The organism is Escherichia sp. E.sYA108 (assembly GCF_011754335.1).
GTDB lineage: Bacteria > Pseudomonadota > Gammaproteobacteria > Enterobacterales > Enterobacteriaceae > Escherichia > Escherichia coli.
Genome location: NZ_JAAQVZ010000001.1, coordinates 1,958,197 through 1,975,741, shown reverse-complemented (window position 1 = coordinate 1,975,741; position 17,545 = coordinate 1,958,197). Strand labels below are relative to the sequence as shown.

At 44.5% G+C, this 17,545-nt stretch carries 11 protein-coding genes and 5 pseudogenes; 10 read left to right on the top strand and 6 right to left on the bottom strand.

From position 1 onward, the window contains the following. Positions 1–137 precede the first annotated feature (137 nt). Positions 138–281 (bottom strand): annotated as a pseudogene (locus HBM92_RS25295) (cobalamin biosynthesis protein); the annotation flags it as partial. 8 nt (positions 282–289) lie between these two features. Then, positions 290–478: pseudogene (locus HBM92_RS25290) on the bottom strand (IS4 family transposase); the annotation flags it as partial. Between the two features lie 1,179 nt (positions 479–1,657). On the opposite strand from HBM92_RS25290, the gene HBM92_RS09275 reads away from it, so the two are divergent. Then, on the top strand, positions 1,658–3,805 hold the full coding sequence (locus tag HBM92_RS09275) for a TonB-dependent receptor plug domain-containing protein (protein ID WP_000966628.1): 2,148 nt from the start codon (positions 1,658–1,660) through the stop codon (positions 3,803–3,805). Positions 3,806–4,175: 370 nt separating this feature from the next. Here HBM92_RS09275 and HBM92_RS09270 read toward each other — a convergent pair whose 3' ends face one another. After that, positions 4,176–4,820, bottom strand: coding sequence for an IbrB-like domain-containing protein (locus HBM92_RS09270; RefSeq protein WP_000502870.1), 645 nt, complete (start codon positions 4,818–4,820; stop codon positions 4,176–4,178). After that, on the bottom strand, positions 4,805–6,028 hold the full coding sequence (locus tag HBM92_RS09265; RefSeq protein WP_001362826.1) for a phosphoadenosine phosphosulfate reductase: 1,224 nt from the start codon (positions 6,026–6,028) through the stop codon (positions 4,805–4,807). The genes HBM92_RS09270 and HBM92_RS09265 overlap by 16 nt, the downstream gene beginning before the upstream one ends. Before the next feature lie 1,038 nt (positions 6,029–7,066). Between HBM92_RS09265 and HBM92_RS09260 the strand changes: the two genes are divergently transcribed. The 9 genes and pseudogenes from HBM92_RS09260 to HBM92_RS09220 all read left to right on the top strand — a co-directional run bounded on the left by HBM92_RS09260 (position 7,067) and on the right by HBM92_RS09220 (position 15,317). After that, positions 7,067–7,729, top strand: coding sequence for a PIG-L deacetylase family protein (locus HBM92_RS09260; RefSeq protein WP_024174324.1), 663 nt, complete (start codon positions 7,067–7,069; stop codon positions 7,727–7,729). Positions 7,730–7,742: 13 nt separating this feature from the next. Further along, positions 7,743–8,939: a glycosyltransferase gene (locus tag HBM92_RS09255; RefSeq protein ID WP_001533435.1), complete on the top strand. Its 1,197-nt coding sequence runs from the start codon at positions 7,743–7,745 to the stop codon at positions 8,937–8,939. Beyond that, positions 8,917–9,498, top strand: a complete 582-nt coding sequence (locus HBM92_RS09250; RefSeq protein WP_064732912.1) for an acetyltransferase — start codon at positions 8,917–8,919, stop codon at positions 9,496–9,498. The genes HBM92_RS09255 and HBM92_RS09250 overlap by 23 nt, the downstream gene beginning before the upstream one ends. Before the next feature lies 1 nt (position 9,499). After that, a complete protein-coding gene (locus tag HBM92_RS09245) occupies positions 9,500–10,273 on the top strand; it encodes a YaiO family outer membrane beta-barrel protein (RefSeq protein ID WP_000589885.1) in 774 nt (257 codons plus the stop codon). Positions 10,274–10,740: 467 nt separating this feature from the next. Beyond that, positions 10,741–11,079 (top strand): annotated as a pseudogene (locus tag HBM92_RS09240) (transposase); the annotation flags it as partial. A gap of 195 nt (positions 11,080–11,274) precedes the next feature. Further along, positions 11,275–12,489, top strand: coding sequence for a PfkB family carbohydrate kinase (locus HBM92_RS09235; RefSeq protein ID WP_000667429.1), 1,215 nt, complete (start codon positions 11,275–11,277; stop codon positions 12,487–12,489). A gap of 13 nt (positions 12,490–12,502) precedes the next feature. After that, positions 12,503–13,261 carry a glutamine amidotransferase gene (locus HBM92_RS09230; protein WP_001066372.1) on the top strand — a complete coding sequence of 253 codons (759 nt, stop codon included), beginning with the start codon at positions 12,503–12,505 and terminating at the stop codon, positions 13,259–13,261. A gap of 53 nt (positions 13,262–13,314) precedes the next feature. Beyond that, complete coding sequence (locus tag HBM92_RS09225; protein WP_000739817.1) at positions 13,315–14,280, top strand: DMT family transporter; 966 nt, start codon at positions 13,315–13,317, stop codon at positions 14,278–14,280. Positions 14,281–14,282: 2 nt separating this feature from the next. Beyond that, a complete protein-coding gene (locus HBM92_RS09220; protein ID WP_000656349.1) occupies positions 14,283–15,317 on the top strand; it encodes a phosphotriesterase-related protein in 1,035 nt (344 codons plus the stop codon). Positions 15,318–15,356: 39 nt separating this feature from the next. Here the strand turns inward: HBM92_RS09220 and HBM92_RS09215 are convergent. Both HBM92_RS09215 and HBM92_RS09210 read right to left on the bottom strand, forming a co-directional pair. Beyond that, positions 15,357–15,640: pseudogene (locus HBM92_RS09215) on the bottom strand (gamma-glutamyltransferase); the annotation flags it as partial. Positions 15,641–15,728: 88 nt separating this feature from the next. Then, positions 15,729–17,348, bottom strand: a pseudogene (locus HBM92_RS09210) (ISL3 family transposase). Positions 17,349–17,545 lie beyond the last annotated feature (197 nt).

Sequence of the window (17,545 nt, the reverse complement as noted above, 5' to 3'; positions counted from 1 at the left end):
CAAATGTATGATGGTATTCATTGAACAGAGCAATGGATCCCCCACCGTTGCTGACCGCAAAACATTTACGCGATTAATACTGCGCGTAATATAATTAAAAATCCAGCATTCTCAATCCATTACGAAATAAGATGGCATTACGGAATAGCCAGACTTTCTCGTGTTAACGTCCGACAAAATGCGTCATTGACAGCGGTTTCTGTGGATTGACACATTTCATTCAGATAATGAATTAATGCTACTGCCGGACCAACCAGCAAACGGGCATTGTGTTCTGAAATCCAGGCTATTGATTCAACGTCAGCGACAGATCTGCGCTGTAAAAGAAGTTGTAAAACAACGCAATAAAATTATCCGGAATGGTGGCGACTATGCACTAGAACACCACAATTTCGCTCTCTCGGTAAGGCACTGTCACAGCATTCAACAGAATGTGACTTGCCAGATTTATTAGCGCCACCAGATGTTTAACCGGGTAACCACGACCCAGTCGGGGATATATTCCATCTTCTCGCTGACATCATCAAGAATAAAAAGGTTTATCACACTCAGAGCAACGTTCTTCAGCAGGCGGGATAATTCTTCAACATTTAAAAGATGTGTTATTAAAGGCATACAAACTGGACGTATTGTATTTTCTTTTGGTGGTTGACCTAAGGTAGCAGTTTATCCTGATGCGCTGAGATTTCTGTAATATCTACGTCAACATTCTCCTCGAATAGAAAATGCAGCCTCGGCAAGTGATTCACATTTTTTAACAAAGCGTTGTTAGCGTGCCATTTTCAGAAGCTCTCCAAGAAAGCGAATTCTTTTCTCAAATTCTGCATTCTCAGACACAGCTTTCTACTCCATGGCAATGGCCCAAATACGAAGTTGCTCAGGATCATTAGTGGTGCTGAGAAGTTAAATAACCATGCGGAGTACCACTCGTCATCACGTATTTATATATCATGAAGCTATTGTTGTGTTTTGTACATCAGTAGATGTATTCTGATATACTCCTTTTTCTAGACATAACCTTTCACCTGCTTGCAAAGCTTCTGTGTTCTGACATTGCCAAATTGTTGCAATTCTGTATCCAGCCTTCTTTCAGTCATAGCTTCGGGCCGCGATAAGACTCACTGATCTGACCCTGATTCCTCTTGCAGACTTTATAGACCAATTAAAATGCAGTTTCTGCAGGTCAACGTCTGACCATCATTGTCATCACTCTGGCCATTAGAGTAACCTTCTGCATTCATCCTTTTGTAAAAAGTTTATGTCAGTATCAGCAATTAACCGGACCTGATACTGATATGAGTCTTACCGCATATACGGTCAATTTCAGCAATTAATTACATTATCCACGCCAAAGTGTTTGTCATCGCAATGATGGTACCTTCTTTCAGACACCATTTTTTCAACTCCGTTTTCCACGGACCGCACTCTTATGTCAAGAGTGCGGTCCGTGGATACAACCAGAGACCGACTGACACGAGTCAGAGGAAACGACGGATATGTTCAGTCGTAAAATATCTATCAAAAAACATGATTAAGGTCAAAAATGTTTGATATTTACAATTTATGAAGATGACAATAATCACAGATACATGAGAACATAAATGATAATAATTATCATTACAGCAATCATTTGTACTTTGTATTAATGAGGGATGAAATGTTATATAATATACCTTGTCGAATTTATATCCTTTCCACTCTGTCATTATGCATTTCTGGGATAGTTTCTACTGCAACCGCAACTTCTTCAGAAACAAAAATCAGCAACGAAGAGACGCTCGTCGTGACCACGAATCGTTCGGCAAGCAACCTTTGGGAAAGCCCGGCGACTATACAGGTTATTGACCAACAAACATTGCAGAACTCCACCAATGCCTCCATAGCCGATAATTTGCAGGACATCCCCGGAGTAGAGATAACAGACAACTCCTTGGCAGGCCGTAAACAAATCCGCATTCGTGGCGAAGCATCCTCCCGTGTTTTAATTCTCATTGATGGTCAGGAGGTAACTTATCAGCGCGCCGGAGATAATTATGGTGTGGGACTGTTGATAGATGAGTCTGCGCTGGAGCGTGTTGAGGTAGTGAAAGGTCCATATTCCGTACTGTACGGTTCACAGGCAATTGGCGGTATTGTTAACTTCATAACCAAAAAGGGAGGTGACAAACTTGCATCTGGAGTTGTGAAAGCTGTTTATAATTCCGCAACAGCAGGCTGGGAAGAATCAATCGCGGTCCAGGGGAGCATCGGTGGATTTGATTATCGCATCAACGGTAGTTATTCTGATCAGGGCAATCGTGATACGCCGGATGGACGTCTGCCGAATACCAACTATCGTAACAATAGTCAGGGTGTATGGTTGGGTTATAACTCCGGAAACCATCGTTTTGGCCTCTCGCTTGATCGCTACAGACTCGCGACGCAAACTTACTATGAGGATCCAGACGGAAGCTATGAGGCATTTAGTGTCAAAATACCTAAACTTGAACGAGAGAAAGTTGGGGTATTCTATGACACAGACGTGGACGGTGACTATCTAAAAAAAATTCATTTCGACGCGTATGAGCAGACCATCCAGCGCCAATTTGCCAACGAAGTAAAAACGACACAGCCTGTTCCCAGTCCGATGATTCAGGCTCTGACCGTTCATAACAAGACTGACACCCATGATAAGCAATACACTCAGGCGGTCACATTGCAGAGTCACTTTTCGCTGCCTGCTAATAATGAACTTGTTACCGGTGCACAGTACAAACAAGACAGGGTCAGCCAAAGGTCCGGTGGCATGACCTCAAGCAAATCTCTGACCGGCTTCATTAATAAGGAAACACGAACTCGCTCCTATTATGAGTCAGAGCAAAGTACAGTCTCACTATTCGCACAAAATGACTGGCGATTCGCCGATCACTGGACATGGACAATGGGAGTTCGCCAATACTGGCTTTCTTCAAAGTTGACGCGTGGTGACGGAGTATCATATACCGCAGGCATTATAAGCGATACCTCTCTTGCCAGAGAGTCTGCGAGTGATCACGAAATGGTAACATCTACAAGCCTGCGCTATTCAGGTTTCGATAACTTGGAGTTACGCGCTGCGTTCGCGCAAGGCTACGTATTTCCCACACTCTCCCAGCTTTTTATGCAGACATCTGCGGGCGGCAGTGTCACATACGGAAATCCTGATCTTAAGGCTGAACACTCCAATAACTTTGAATTAGGTGCACGATATAATGGTAATCAGTGGCTGATTGACAGCGCAGTTTACTACTCAGAAGCTAAAGATTATATTGCAAGTCTGATCTGTGATGGCAGTATAGTTTGCAATGGTAACACCAACTCCTCCCGTAGTAGCTACTATTATTATGACAATATTGATCGGGCAAAAACATGGGGACTGGAAATAAGCGCGGAATATAATGGCTGGGTTTTCTCGCCATATATCAGTGGCAATTTAATTCGTCGGCAATATGAAACTTCAACATTAAAAACAACTAATACAGGAGAACCAGCGATAAACGGACGTATAGGGCTGAAACATACTCTTGTGATGGGTCAGGCCAACATAATCTCTGATGTTTTTATTCGTGCTGCCTCTAGTGCAAAAGATGACAGTAACGGTACCGAAACAAATGTTCCGGGCTGGGCCACTCTCAACTTTGCAGTAAATACAGAATTCGGTAACGAGGATCAGTACCGGATTAACCTAGCACTCAATAACCTGACAGACAAACGCTACCGTACAGCACATGAAACTATTCCTGCAGCAGGTTTTAATGCAGCTATAGGTTTTGTATGGAATTTCTGATGACAAAAACAATCGTTATGGAATTCTTTGTCCTGATCTGCCCGCTTTGCGGGCAGGCTAACGAACGTATTGTGTTTGTTGAAGGTTTTTCGACGTTGTTTTCCATCTGGGGGTGAATATTTATTCTTCCCGCCAGCATGACTCTATAGTCATTGCTACGACAATGACTTATAAAGCTGGTTACTGAGCCTATACCTTTGTAATTCAAAAGTGATATCAGTTCACAACGCAATACTATTTTTAGATTATTTACTCTCACCCAGATACTGAATCAATGGATAATACCTTTTGATTTATCCCGACTCGGAAGAAGGTGGGATAAATATTCTCCTTCTATTGCCCCTTACTCCAACTATCATATTTTACAATATCAACGAACCGTCCATGAAGGGCTGAAATTCTCTTCCTGAAACAGCTCTGTCAGCCCGCTAATCTGTTTCAGCCTCAGCACTTCATCCTGGTCCATGCCCAACTCTGTGCCAATACGCTCATCTGTCCAGCCCAGACGCGAAAGGTCCCTGACAATGTCAGACATTGACGTTATCTGGTGTTTTCCCCTGGCACGGTTATGCCGTATGGTTGCGGCAATACGTGATGCCTGTCCCTTTCTTTCCGGATTAATACAGGTCACTGGCAGCCAGCCCTTCAGACGTTTTCTCGTATCCGCTTTCCTGCCCAGCAACTGACGATGAAAACCATCCACGACCAGATAATGCTCCTTCTCTTCCGAAACCACCACAGGCTGCGTGAATCCATCCTGCTCCAGTGAATGTTTAAGCAGTTTTTTTTCACTGGAAGACATGACATTGGGATTGTAATCGTTGGCCACCACCTCATCCGCTTTCACCCACAACACACAGTCCACAGGCTCCTGTGCAAAAGGGCTGACCTCATGCAACACCCTGCGCAGATGATTAAGGGCTCGTATGGTCTCTTCTTCAGATCGTTCCTGACTGAAGTACTGTCGAATCATGTTGCTCAATACTTCCACCTCAGGTGTCACAGAATCCCCCATTCCTTCCTCCTTTCTTTCATACGCTGCAGATAACGTTCATAGTGCCGGGGTTTGTTCGGACTGAAGGAGAGGGTCCGGCACCAGAAATCATTCTTTATGAGTGTCTTACAGATACGTCGCCAAGACGGGATATCCCGGCTCCCCAGGTCATTCTCCTGTTCATCCGGGATGTCATCCGGGAAGCCCCGCGTCTGATACCAGCGCAGGTAGACAGCAATTTTATTACGGTAATGTTCTGCCGTTCTTTCCGGCATCACATCCAGCAGGAACATCGCATAGCTACGCCAGGTATGATGAGGCGGCTTCGTGATACGCTTACGCAGGGCAAAATAGGCACCGCTCTCATTGGCATAAAGCGCCCCGCTGGCAGCACCCGACACCCGCTCACACATCCTGGCCCAAGTTTCCGGCTCCAGAACATGGTAAAGCCACAGTCCCTTACGCTGTTCCGGGCCAAAAGGCTCACAGACCCGCATGTTGCGTAACGGCACGCCGGCACGGTACATCAGGTCATACAGGGGATTGTAGATAGCTCGGGTTCTGGCGTTATATATCCATATATCACGGGCTTTCCAGTCATACAACGGATACAAGGTGTAATAAAACCCTTCAGGTGACGCTGTGGTCCAGGGTTTATCATCTGCATATCTCAGTTTGCGCTGAGACACCAGTCCCATAAAGCGATTGAGCGATTCATCAGCACGAACACCAGTCAGTATTGCCACTCCACACCGGTTACCGGCAAACCAGGAAGAAAATGCCGGAACAAATTCTTCAAACGTCATGGCATACCGATAAAATGGGAAATACGACATATCTGTAATAGCGTCATCTGGTGGCTGACGAACCCACTCCACACCTGGTTCCCAGCATATCCATTCCGGCTGAAACTGAGAGACACCGTTTACCGTAGTCAGGGGGAGTGCCACCCAGTAAAAAGTCTCCGTCACATCCCGATACATCTCCCTCATCTTCAGAATGTGTGCAATTGTGCACTGGTACTGAGCTTCCCAGTCAATGAATAATACAGAGAAACGACGTTTCTTCCTGCGAGCCACATCGGCCGTAAGATGGAGCAGCACAGTAGAGTCTTTTCCTCCAGAAAAAGACAAACAAACAGATGAAAATGTCTCAAACAACCACTCAATACGGTGAATGGCCGCATGTAATACATTAACATCTGTTCTTATCTTCTGTATGGTTCCCATACATATCCTAGTATAAACTATCTTGGCAGTAATATTCTGAACTACAAACTTAAACCTTCTCATCAAGAAAAAGTTCTACCTTAAGGGTATATTGTTACTATCACGAGTTCATGATAGTTAAGTTTTTAGTAAAACACGACATATGACGATACATATATTAGCAAAATTATGACAAATGAGGCTACCTTAACAAAAATTCATTAATAGCAAACACATAAATAAAGACTCTCCTACCAAAAAAACAGACTCTTCACTCCTTCTTAACTATTTTCATGAGAAATAATAAACAAGGAATTTATTACCTTTGAATACAAACTTATATATACAATGAACTTAAACTCTTGAATCATTATCCAGAGAATATCATTAATTGGTGATGACCTAGCTATGCATGGCAGCATTCATGATAATGAGTATATACTAGCCAGAATGACACAAAGAGATATTTAACTAACTAATATATTGATAGTCAATGATGACAGATCGTAGTAATATATTAATACTTAGCCCTCTGAAATATCAAGTCATGTACGATGCTCCCGTTATTTTAATTTCGTTCTAGCTGTACTTTTGAATACAACCATAACTGATTATTGCCAACTGACTGAATGAAAAATATCAATAAATACAACAAACTTACTGCCTTTTCGTTTTATTTATAAGACGTTCCAACTACAAGAACAATATAGGCACATGATTATTCCAACAATACTGGACAAAAACTCCCGTATCTGAAGATACAATAGGTGATAATTCTTTCAGGATTTTGCTCAACTATGGCCTGATGGGAGAGTCATGACGGAACTAAGGCCTTTACAAGCCAGAAGATTAGTCTTAATGCGATCACAGTTCAACTTGCTACGACTGAAATCCGTAATAGCATATAAACTCTGTTTTTTTAACAGAAATGAAGATCTTCTTGTTGCATAAATGATGCTTCTCTGCCTCTGAAAAAGTAAATATAAAGTATATTTAATAAGATTAATTTTTATGATAGTGATAATTTATGATGGGGATTCATATGGCATATCTAAAAGGATAGATTACATGTTGAATTCTACAACATCTTCGGGAAAAAGAACCGGCATTTTAGCAATTGGTGCCCATCCTGATGATATAGAATTAGGATGTGGTGCATCTCTTTCATATTATTCTAATGAAAAAGTATATATTATATCTGTTGTCATGACACCTGGTTGCTGTGGCGCAGAGTATATTGATCGTCACAAGGAATCACAAGAAGCATTAAATATGTTAGGATGCAATAAACTAATCCCTCTAAATTTTGAAGATACCAGATTATATTTGCAAATAAAAGAGATGATATCATCTCTGGAATACATAATTGAGAATGAAACGCCCCAGGATGTGGAAATTACTCGAGTTTACACCATGAATAATACTGACAGGCATCAGGATCACATTGCTGTTTATCAGGCATCAATGGTTGCCTGTCGTTATATTCCTCAAATACTAGGATACGAAACACCAAGTACATGTCTGTCATTTTTACCTCAAGTTTTTGAATCTGTAGATGAGGTCCATTTTAATAAAAAAATATTAGCATTACAAAAGCATAAAAGCCAGATCCATCGAAGATACATACAGCCAGAATACATAATTGCTCAAGCCAAATTCCGAGGACAACAGGTTAGTCATTCTATGTGTGAAGGTTTTGTTGTCCATAAGATGGTGTTGTAACGGAGTAATAGAAATGAAAACTTTGTTATTTATCTTCATGACCATAGCAATGTTGCTATGGTTTTTAAGTACGCTAAGACGTAAACCCTGTCAAAAGAAAGGCTGTATTGACGCCATTATACCAGCTTATAACGAAGGCCCGTGTCTGGCGCAGTCACTGGATAATCTGCTGCGTAACCCTTATTTTTGCCGGGTAATTTGCGTTAACGACGGATCCACGGACAATACCGAAGCGGTCATGGCGGAAGTCAAACGCAAATGGGGCGACCGCTTTGTTGCCGTCACGCAAAAAAACACCGGTAAAGGTGGCGCACTAATGCATGGACTAAAATACGCCACGTGTGATCAAGTATTTTTAAGTGATGCAGATACTTTCGTTCCACCTGATAATGATGGAATGGGCTATATGCTGGCAGAAATTGAGCGCGGCGCTGATGCCGTTGGCGGAATTCCCTCCACCGCGTTAAAAGGGGCAGGTCTGCTGCCACATATCCGCGCCACCGTAAAGTTGCCGATGATTGTTATGAAGCGCACGCTACAGCAGTTTCTGGGCGGTGCACCGTTTATTATCAGCGGTGCCTGCGGGATGTTCCGTACTGATGTATTGCGTAAGTTCGGTTTCTCTGATCGTACTAAAGTCGAAGACCTTGATCTCACCTGGACGTTGGTGGCAAACGGCTACCGTATTCGGCAGGCGAATCGCTGCATCGTATACCCACAGGAATGTAACAGTCCGCGTGAGGAGTGGCGCCGCTGGCGGCGTTGGATTGTGGGCTACGCGGTCTGTATGCGCCTGCATAAAAGACTTTTATTTAGCCGCTTCGGTATCTTCAGTATATTTCCTATGCTGTTGGTTGTGCTTTATGGCGTTGGTATTTATCTCACTACCTGGTTTAATGAATTCATCACCACCGGGCCACATGGTGTGGTGTTGGCAATGTTCCCGCTTATCTGGGTCGGCGTAGTTTGTGTTATTGGTGCATTTAGCGCCTGGTTTCATCGTTGCTGGTTGTTGGTGCCTTTAGCACCGCTTTCCGTTGTGTATGTATTATTAGCTTATGCCATCTGGATTATTTATGGACTTATTGCCTTTTTTACTGGACGCGAACCTCAGCGCGACAAACCCACCCGCTATTCCGCACTGGTGGAAGCGTCAACCGCTTATTCCCACCCTTCTGTCACAGGAACTGAAAAACTTTCTGAAGCTTAATGTTAAAGAGAAAAATATTCAGATTGCAGACCAGGTGATTATTGATGAAAGTGCCGGTGAGGTTGTTATCGGCGCGAATACCCGTATTTGCCACGGTGCCGTTATTCAGGGTCCGGTAGTGATTGGCGCAAACTGCCTGATAGGTAATTATGCGTTTATTCGTCCTGGCACAATAATCAGCAATGGCGTAAAAATTGGTTTTGCCACCGAAATTAAAAATGCGGTTATTGAAGCGGAAGCAACGATTGGTCCGCAATGCTTTATTGCCGACTCGGTAGTTGCAAACCAGGCATATTTGGGCGCACAAGTACGTACCAGTAATCATCGTCTGGATGAACAACCCGTGTCTGTTCGAACTCCAGAGGGAATTATCGCTACCGGATGCGATAAATTAGGTTGTTATATCGGGAAGCGTTCACGCCTTGGTGTACAAGTTATTATTTTGCCTGGGCGAATTATTTCTCCGAACACACAACTTGGCCCGCGCGTGATTGTAGAACGTAATTTACCTAGTGGAACTTACTCACTCCGACAAGAACTTATCCGTACAGGAGATTAAAATGATAAAGCATACGTTATTAGTGCCGTTTTTTTTTAGTGCATTGCCCGCTTATGCCGGGTTAACTTCCATTACCGCGGGCTACGATTTTACCGATTATTCTGGCGAACATGGCAACCGTAATTTAGCGTATGCTGAACTGGTAGCAAAAGTTGAAAACGCAACGCTGCTTTTTAATCTTTCCCAGGGGCGTCGTGATTATGAAACTGAACATTTCAATGCCACTCGCGGCCAGGGTGCAGTCTGGTACAAATGGAATAACTGGCTGACAACCCGAACGGGTATTGCCTTTGCGGATAATACGCCGGTCTTTGCCCGCCAGGATTTTCGACAGGATATTAACCTAGCCCTGTTGCCAAAAACGCTTTTCACGACCGGTTATCGCTACACTAAATATTACGATGATGTCGAAGTCAATGCCTGGCAAGGCGGCGTATCACTCTATACTGGCCCGGTGATCACCAGTTACCGCTATACCCATTATGACTCCAGCGATGCAGGTAGTAGTTATAGCAATATGATTTCCGTGCGTCTGAAGGACCCGCGCGGTGCTGGTTATACGCAACTATGGCTAAGCCGCGGAACAGGTGCTTACACCTACGACTGGACGCCAGAAACACGCTACGGCAGCATGAAGAGCATCAGTTTGCAACGAATTCAACCGCTGACTGAGCAACTTAATCTCGGGTTGACGGCAGGTAAAGTGTGGTTCAACACCCCAACCGATGATTATAACGGTCTGCAACTTGCAGCCCACCTGATCTGGAAATTCTAGGCAGCAGTCTATCAGTATATTTTATTCGGTAGTTTTCAGAGAAAAGCTATAACTCGGTTTGATAATAAACAATATAATTAATTTCGGGCAATAACTTATTCGTATAGAGCACCAGAGAAAAGGTGCTCTATACGAATAAGTTATTGCCCGAATCGTACATCAGTTTAATAGCTGAGATACTTTTATTTTATCATCACCGGGGTGAAGGTATCTTTATATCTCTCTAGACAGGCCCCCTGAATCTCCAGACAACCAATATCACTTAAATAAGTGATAGTCCTGATACAAGTTTTTAGAGTAGTCATTAGTGAACAGATAATTGTTAACTTAGAACCAGTAAAATGCAAACGACGCACCACGCTGGGAAAATCGCTGCTATTCAGCAGAGTTTTGTACCGAGAATTGTGGCCAGCCACTTATTGCTCTCGCGTAAGCAGGTATCCCCATCGTTTACCAGTCCAGCACATCTTGTGGTCAGACAGAAGAAGAGCAAACTGTTACTGGACTCACTGCATGCATGGTGGAGAAAAATGCCACGCTATCCAAAAATCCAGACTGGGTGAATGGTTCAGCTGTGTACTGAATCAGTGGGGCGCACTCTGTTATTACAGTGTTGACGGTCAGGCGGAGGCAGACATAATGCCGCGGAAAAAGCCCTTTGTGCCATCTGTCTCGGAAATAAAAACTTTATGTTCTTCGGCGGCGAGCGCAGTGCACTGTTGTATGGGCTTATCGGCACTTGCCTTCTGAACGACATTGATCCGGAAGCGTATCTGCGCCATATCCTGAGCGTACTGCCGGAATAACCTTCCAACCGTATTGATGAACTCCTGCCATGGAACGTAGTTCTCACCAATAAATAAGCATCAATATGATTCTCCATTAACGCTTACCTTTTCTCAGGCTATTTTTGCTTTTTTTTGCTTTTCCCCGCCACTTTATGGTGATTATCACATCAATATACATCGATAGATATTAACGTAACTGAAATGAGGTGAAGCATGAAATTTGAACGCCATCATGAAATATTGAAACGACTCAGTAAATTCGGTTCTGTAAAAGTATCCGATCTGTCCAATAGCCTCAATGTAACGAAAGAAACTATTCGATCAGATCTTAATGAACTTGCCAGGCTTGGCTATCTGACTCGATGTCATGGCGGTGCTTTTATCGTCCTAGACTCGCTTGATACTATTGCGAAAAATGAAATCGCTTATGCGCTTGAAAATTATGATACAGCCCAGGGAATAAAAAAAGGCCACTCAACTATGAAAAGTCAAGTATGCGTTATTGGTTCGTTTAATGTTGATATCATCAGTTATTTGCCGAGGCTTCCCACTATCGGAGAATCGCTTCTGGCAAGTAATTTTATATTTTCACCGGGGGGAAAAGGCTGTAACCAAGCGCTGGCAGCAAGCTTTGCCGATACTGATGTTTATTTCATAACAAAAGTAGGTACAGATCACTTTAGTGATTATGCGATCAACTTTATGAATTCGTCTAAGATTTATAAAAGTATAATTTATCAAACGAAAGAAACGCAAACCGGAACTGCCACGATCCTTGTTAATGAAGGTACTGGCGATAATGTTATTGCGATCTATCCCGGTGCCAACATGACAATGTCGTCCGATGAAATAACTATTCAGAAAGAAGCGATTATTAATTCTGATGTCATACTTCTGCAGCTCGAAACAAATTATACCGCTCTGCAACAAGCGATCACATTGGCGCAAAAAAACAGTATCCCGGTCATTATTAACCCGGCACCCTATAATGATATCGTCAACGAACTTATTCAGGATGTTGATTATATCACCCCCAATGAAACAGAAGCTGGTTTACTGTCCGGCATAGACGTACACGATCTTGAATCAGCTAAACGAGCTGCAGAAGCTATCCACAATAAAGGGGTAAAAAACACGGTTATCACGCTCGGTAGCAAGGGCTCGCTCGCATTTGATGGCAAAAAATTCATTCATTCGCCAGCGTTTCCAGCGGTCGTTAAAAATACGGCAGGAGCCGGGGATGCTTTTAACGGCGCTCTGGCATCAGGACTTGCGAAAGGAAAATCACTGGAATCAGCACTGTGTTATGCCAGCGCCTTTGCATCCCTAGCGGTGGAGACAAGCAATGCTTCCGACATGCCTGAACATGAATCTGTGATACATCGAATTCAGAGTATACATTATCAGCAAACTATTTTTACGCATTAAGAAGGGACAGAGAATGAATAACACCAAAAAATCACTAAAAGTGCTCTTTATTGGGGAATCCTGGCATATTCATATGATTCATTCAAAAGGATATGACAGTTTTACCTCAAGTAAATATGAAGAAGGTGCGACCTGGTTACTCCAATGTCTGAAAAATAGTCAGGTAGATGTCACCTATATGCCAGCACATACGGTACAAATTGCCTTCCCTGAAGATGTGGCACAGTTAGAACAATATGATGCCATCGTTATTAGTGATATTGGTAGTAATACTTTCCTGCTACAAAATGATACTTTTTATCAACTTCGCATAAAACCAAACGCTCTCGAACTGATTAAAGAATATGTGAATAACGGTGGTGGGTTATTGATGATTGGCGGCTATCTCTCATTCATGGGAATTGAAGCAAAAGCCAATTATAAAAATACAGTTCTGGCTGATGTGCTCCCGGTTACGATGTTAGATGGTGACGATCGTGTCGAAAAACCAGAGGGTGTTATTGCACAGCCATCACAACCTGAACATCCAGTTATTAAAGGGTTCTCTGAATATCCTTTTTTCCTAGGTTATAACCGGGCGATCGCTAAAGAAAATGCTGAGGTGGTATTAACAATAAACAACGATCCATTACTGGTCTTTGGTAACTATCACAACGGGAAAATAGCCTGCTTTATGAGTGACTGTTCACCGCACTGGGGTACACAGCAGTTTATGTCCTGGCCGTTCTATACCGCGTTGTGGGTAAATATACTGACTCATATTGCAAGATAATAATAATGGGGTAACTCCAGTTACCCCATTTACTATAATAGAAGGATTGATGTATGAAAAAGAATAAGTACTCAACTCCCTTATGGATGCTTGCCACGATTCTTGCGGGTATGCTCTCCCCTATGCAATCAGCGGTGAATGGTCAATTAGGTCACTGGTTACAGGATGGTAATGCATGCGCAGTTATCTCCTTTGCCAGTGGTTTAGTCGTGATGTTTTTTATTATTATGGCGCGAAAAGAAACCCGGCAACAATTTGCGGCAATTCCTTCTCTGATTAAAAACCGAAAAGTTCCTCTCTGGAACTGGTTTGCCGGTCTCTGTGGAGCGATGGTGGTATTTTCTGAAGGCGCATCAGCCAGCGCACTCGGGGTCGCAACGTTTCAAACCGCACTGATCTCCGCGCTATTGCTGTCTGGTTTACTTTGCGATCGCTTTGGTATCGGTGTCGACGAGAAAAAATACTTTACCCCTTATCGCATCATCGGTGCATTATTTGCGGTTATTGCTACGATTTTTGTTGTGTCACCGCAGTGGCATTCTACCTCTTTCATCTTACTTGCCATTCTTCCGTTCTTAGCTGGTTTGCTTGCAGGATGGCAGCCCGCTGGAAATGCAAAAGTAGCTGAAGCTACGGGATCCATGCTGGTTTCAATCACCTGGAATTTCATCGTTGGATTTTGTGTTTTAGGCACAGCGCTAGCTATTCGTGTCGCATTAGGGCACGTCACTGTTCAATTACCAGATGTCTGGTGGATGTATCTTGGCGGCCCGCTTGGACTAATGTCTATCGGTTTAATGGCCATTTTGGTCAGAGGTCTGGGGTTACTGATGCTGGGGGTTGCTTCAACGGCGGGCCAGTTACTGGGATCAGTATTGATTGACGTATTAATTCCATCGCTGGGCAATACCGTTTATCTGGTCACGATCATCGGAACACTGTTTGCACTGGTCGGTGCAATTGTTACCACTATTCCGGAATACAGAACCTCGAAAACAATGAAGAAAATGGAGGTATAATCATGAAAGATTATCTACAAACTGTGACGGGCCCCGTCGCCCGTGAAGATATGGGGCTAACACTTCCTCATGAACATCTGTTCAACGATCTTTCCTCTGTTGTGGATGCTCCTTGCTATCCTTTTTCACAACGGCTTGTTGATAAAAAAGTCACGGCAGAAATCCAGTGGGCATTAAAACACGATCCTTATTGCTGCGCTGATAATATGGACCGCAAACCTATTGAAGATGTGATCTTCGAAATTAATAACTTTATCTCGCTCGGTGGTCGCACCATTGTTGATGCCACAGGGTCTGAGTCTATCGGACGAGATGCGCAGGCATTACGAGAAGTCGCATTAAAAACAGGTCTGAATATTGTTGCTTCCTCCGGTCCCTACCTGGAAAAATTTGAAAGCCAGAGAATTCATAAAACGGTTGATGAACTGGCGGCAACGATCGATAAAGAATTGAATCAAGGGATTGGCGATACGGATATTCGTGCCGGAATGATCGGTGAAATAGGTGTCTCACCGACATTTACCGAAGCCGAGCATAACAGCTTGCGGGCTGCCTCGCTGGCACAGATTAACAATCCTCATGTGGCGATGAATATTCACATGCCGGGCTGGCTTCGTCGCGGTGATGAAGTACTCGACATTGTGTTAGGTGAAATGGGCGTCTCGCCAAATAAAGTCTCTCTCGCACACTCGGATCCGTCAGGAAAAGACGTGGCGTATCAGCGGAAAATGCTTGATAAGGGTGTCTGGCTGGAATTCGACATGATTGGCCTAGACATTACCTTCCCGAAAGAGGGAATAGCGCCAGGGGTGCAGGAGACTGCCGATGCCGTCGCTCATCTCATTGAGTTGGGATACGCCGATCAGCTTGTTCTCAGCCACGATGTCTTCCTTAAACAAATGTGGGCTAAAAATGGCGGTAATGGCTGGGGATTTGTTCCAGATGTTTTTCTGGCCTATCTGGCGGAGCGCGGCGTCGATAAAACGATCCTCAAAAAACTCTGTATCGATAATCCCGGACGATTATTGACCGCATAAAACCATTATCCCCCGGCACACTGCGCCGGGGGATGTCAATTAATACCCCGCCGTTAAATCATCCACCAAGCGCGAGTCGGATGCGCCGTACAACTCACCATCCGACCCAACCATAATGCTTTGCGTGCTGCCCATCGCCTCATTCAGCGCCACTTTCTGACCTTTTGCTTCCAGCAGCTTGAGCGTATCCGGACTAAACCCTTTTCAACACGCAGCTAGTCCGGCAACCACTGATGGTGGAAACGAGGCGCATTGGTCGCTTCGGCAACATTCATTCCACAATTGATGCTGTTCACCACCATTTGCAGCACGGTAGTGATGATTCAGCTACCGGTAACAAAGTGAGTACATAAAGGCCATACTGTCACGAACAGTGCAAAAGTGGCTCTTCCGCAACCTAGGTGAAGATTTTCATGCCAGTGGACTCATTACCCTCCGCCTAAGTAGTTCAAATCCGGCTCGACCATACATCTGGCGTATCAGCACCTTCAGGCGATTTACATGACCTTCGACAACACCATTACTCCAGCGACTGCTGATTGCCTCACATATAGCCGCAGCATCAGCTTCCATCCCCGCAGCTACGCACCGAAGTTCTGCTGAGCCGCTTTCGTGAACTCGAGTGAACCAGCTGCTTAGCTGTGATTTATTTTAGGTTTTCAGAATACGGTAGAACTCGAGTACCAGTTGCTGTGCTATTTTCAACTCCGGTTCTTTTTCACACATCAGACTAATAAATCGGGATGCATAATTTTCTTCGCCCCTGATTATTCTCCAGGGCATCAACCAGCGGCTTACCCGGGACACTGAAGGAAGTCTTGCGGCAGTAGTAACCGGTGGGTTCCAGCCTTTACGCCATTTGGCAACAGTATCCCTGACGATGGTTTCACTGCCTGTCCCCCCCTGGGCCACCATTTCCCGCCATATCCGGCTGGCATTATAATTACCACTTTCTCGTTGCTCTTTTAACCACTCCCTCCATGGGTCCAGAAGCCCTCGCTTTGGAGGCCGGGTTGACATTTCAGGGAATGTTCCTGAACGCACCCAGCGACTGACTGTCACTCGCGACAGGCCTGTAATACGGGATATTTCCCTGAAACTACATCCCTTGTTATGCAGGGCCATAACCTCTGTCCAATGCTGATGCCGTTTTTTGCGGGTTTGCTGTTTAAGGCGTTCCGGACGACGGAGCGATGCTACAGGCACAGATATTTCTGGCTCAGGTGATTTATTCAGTGATAACTCTCTGACAACAAGACGTATCAGAGGCATATGTCTGTACATCATTCGTTCAGGCTCATCACCAATACTTTTTAGCAGGTGCCATCGATCGGCCACCTGTCTGGCCTGAGGTGCACCTTCACGTGCTGCTGTCGCATAGACTCCACTGCGATCACGCGAGACAACCTGTATTTCCGGATATTTTCTGAACCAGGTCGCCAGCGTACGCTGATCACGGCCGGGAAGCAGGACGAGGGGACGGTGAGTATCAAGATTGACTATTAACATACCGCAGCAGTGGCCCCGATGCCACGCCCACTCATCAATACCGACATGAGGCGCGCCTGACTGTTTCGTCTCCGGGGTATTGATAACCCTGCGAAGAAGAGTATCAGCACTGCAACGGAGACCCGCTGCCGTTGCAGCCCGTTTTCCAGCCTCACCTCCAGCTATTAATCCCAGTTGACGTTGTAAATTTTGTAACGCCTGTGAAGACTGCTGGTGTGAACCGGCGAAGGGAGCAAGCGACTCGGCAAAAATTTTACGTTAACAAGCCGGGTTACGGCAGTACCAGTGGCGGACGGAAAATACAAGCCATAGCGTCTGCCCTGAGCAGGGTAGATGCTGTATCCGGCGCCGACGACAACTATGAACAGAGTCGCTACGCTTAAAGCATTCAGGACATTGTGCTGTTTTGCGTTTTCCGTGGAGATGGAGGGTTATACCGTCAGAGCTAATAATTTGTCGACTGCATCGCCATCCGCAAGGTAACTGTAGAAGTGTCTTAAGAGAGTGCATTGCGTTGCCCATAACTTAAAACAGCTTAGATCCTTGTTCGCCAGAAAGTTTCATCCATTTTCTTCCACCCAGGTTGCGGAAGAACCACTTTTCATCCGTCGTTGACAGATGTGAAGTATGCGGGAGAAAAAGTGAATATCTAACTGTAATAACTCAGACCGGTACGAGTACCCGGGACGTCTACAATCATTCAGGGCAAAGTGCTAAAA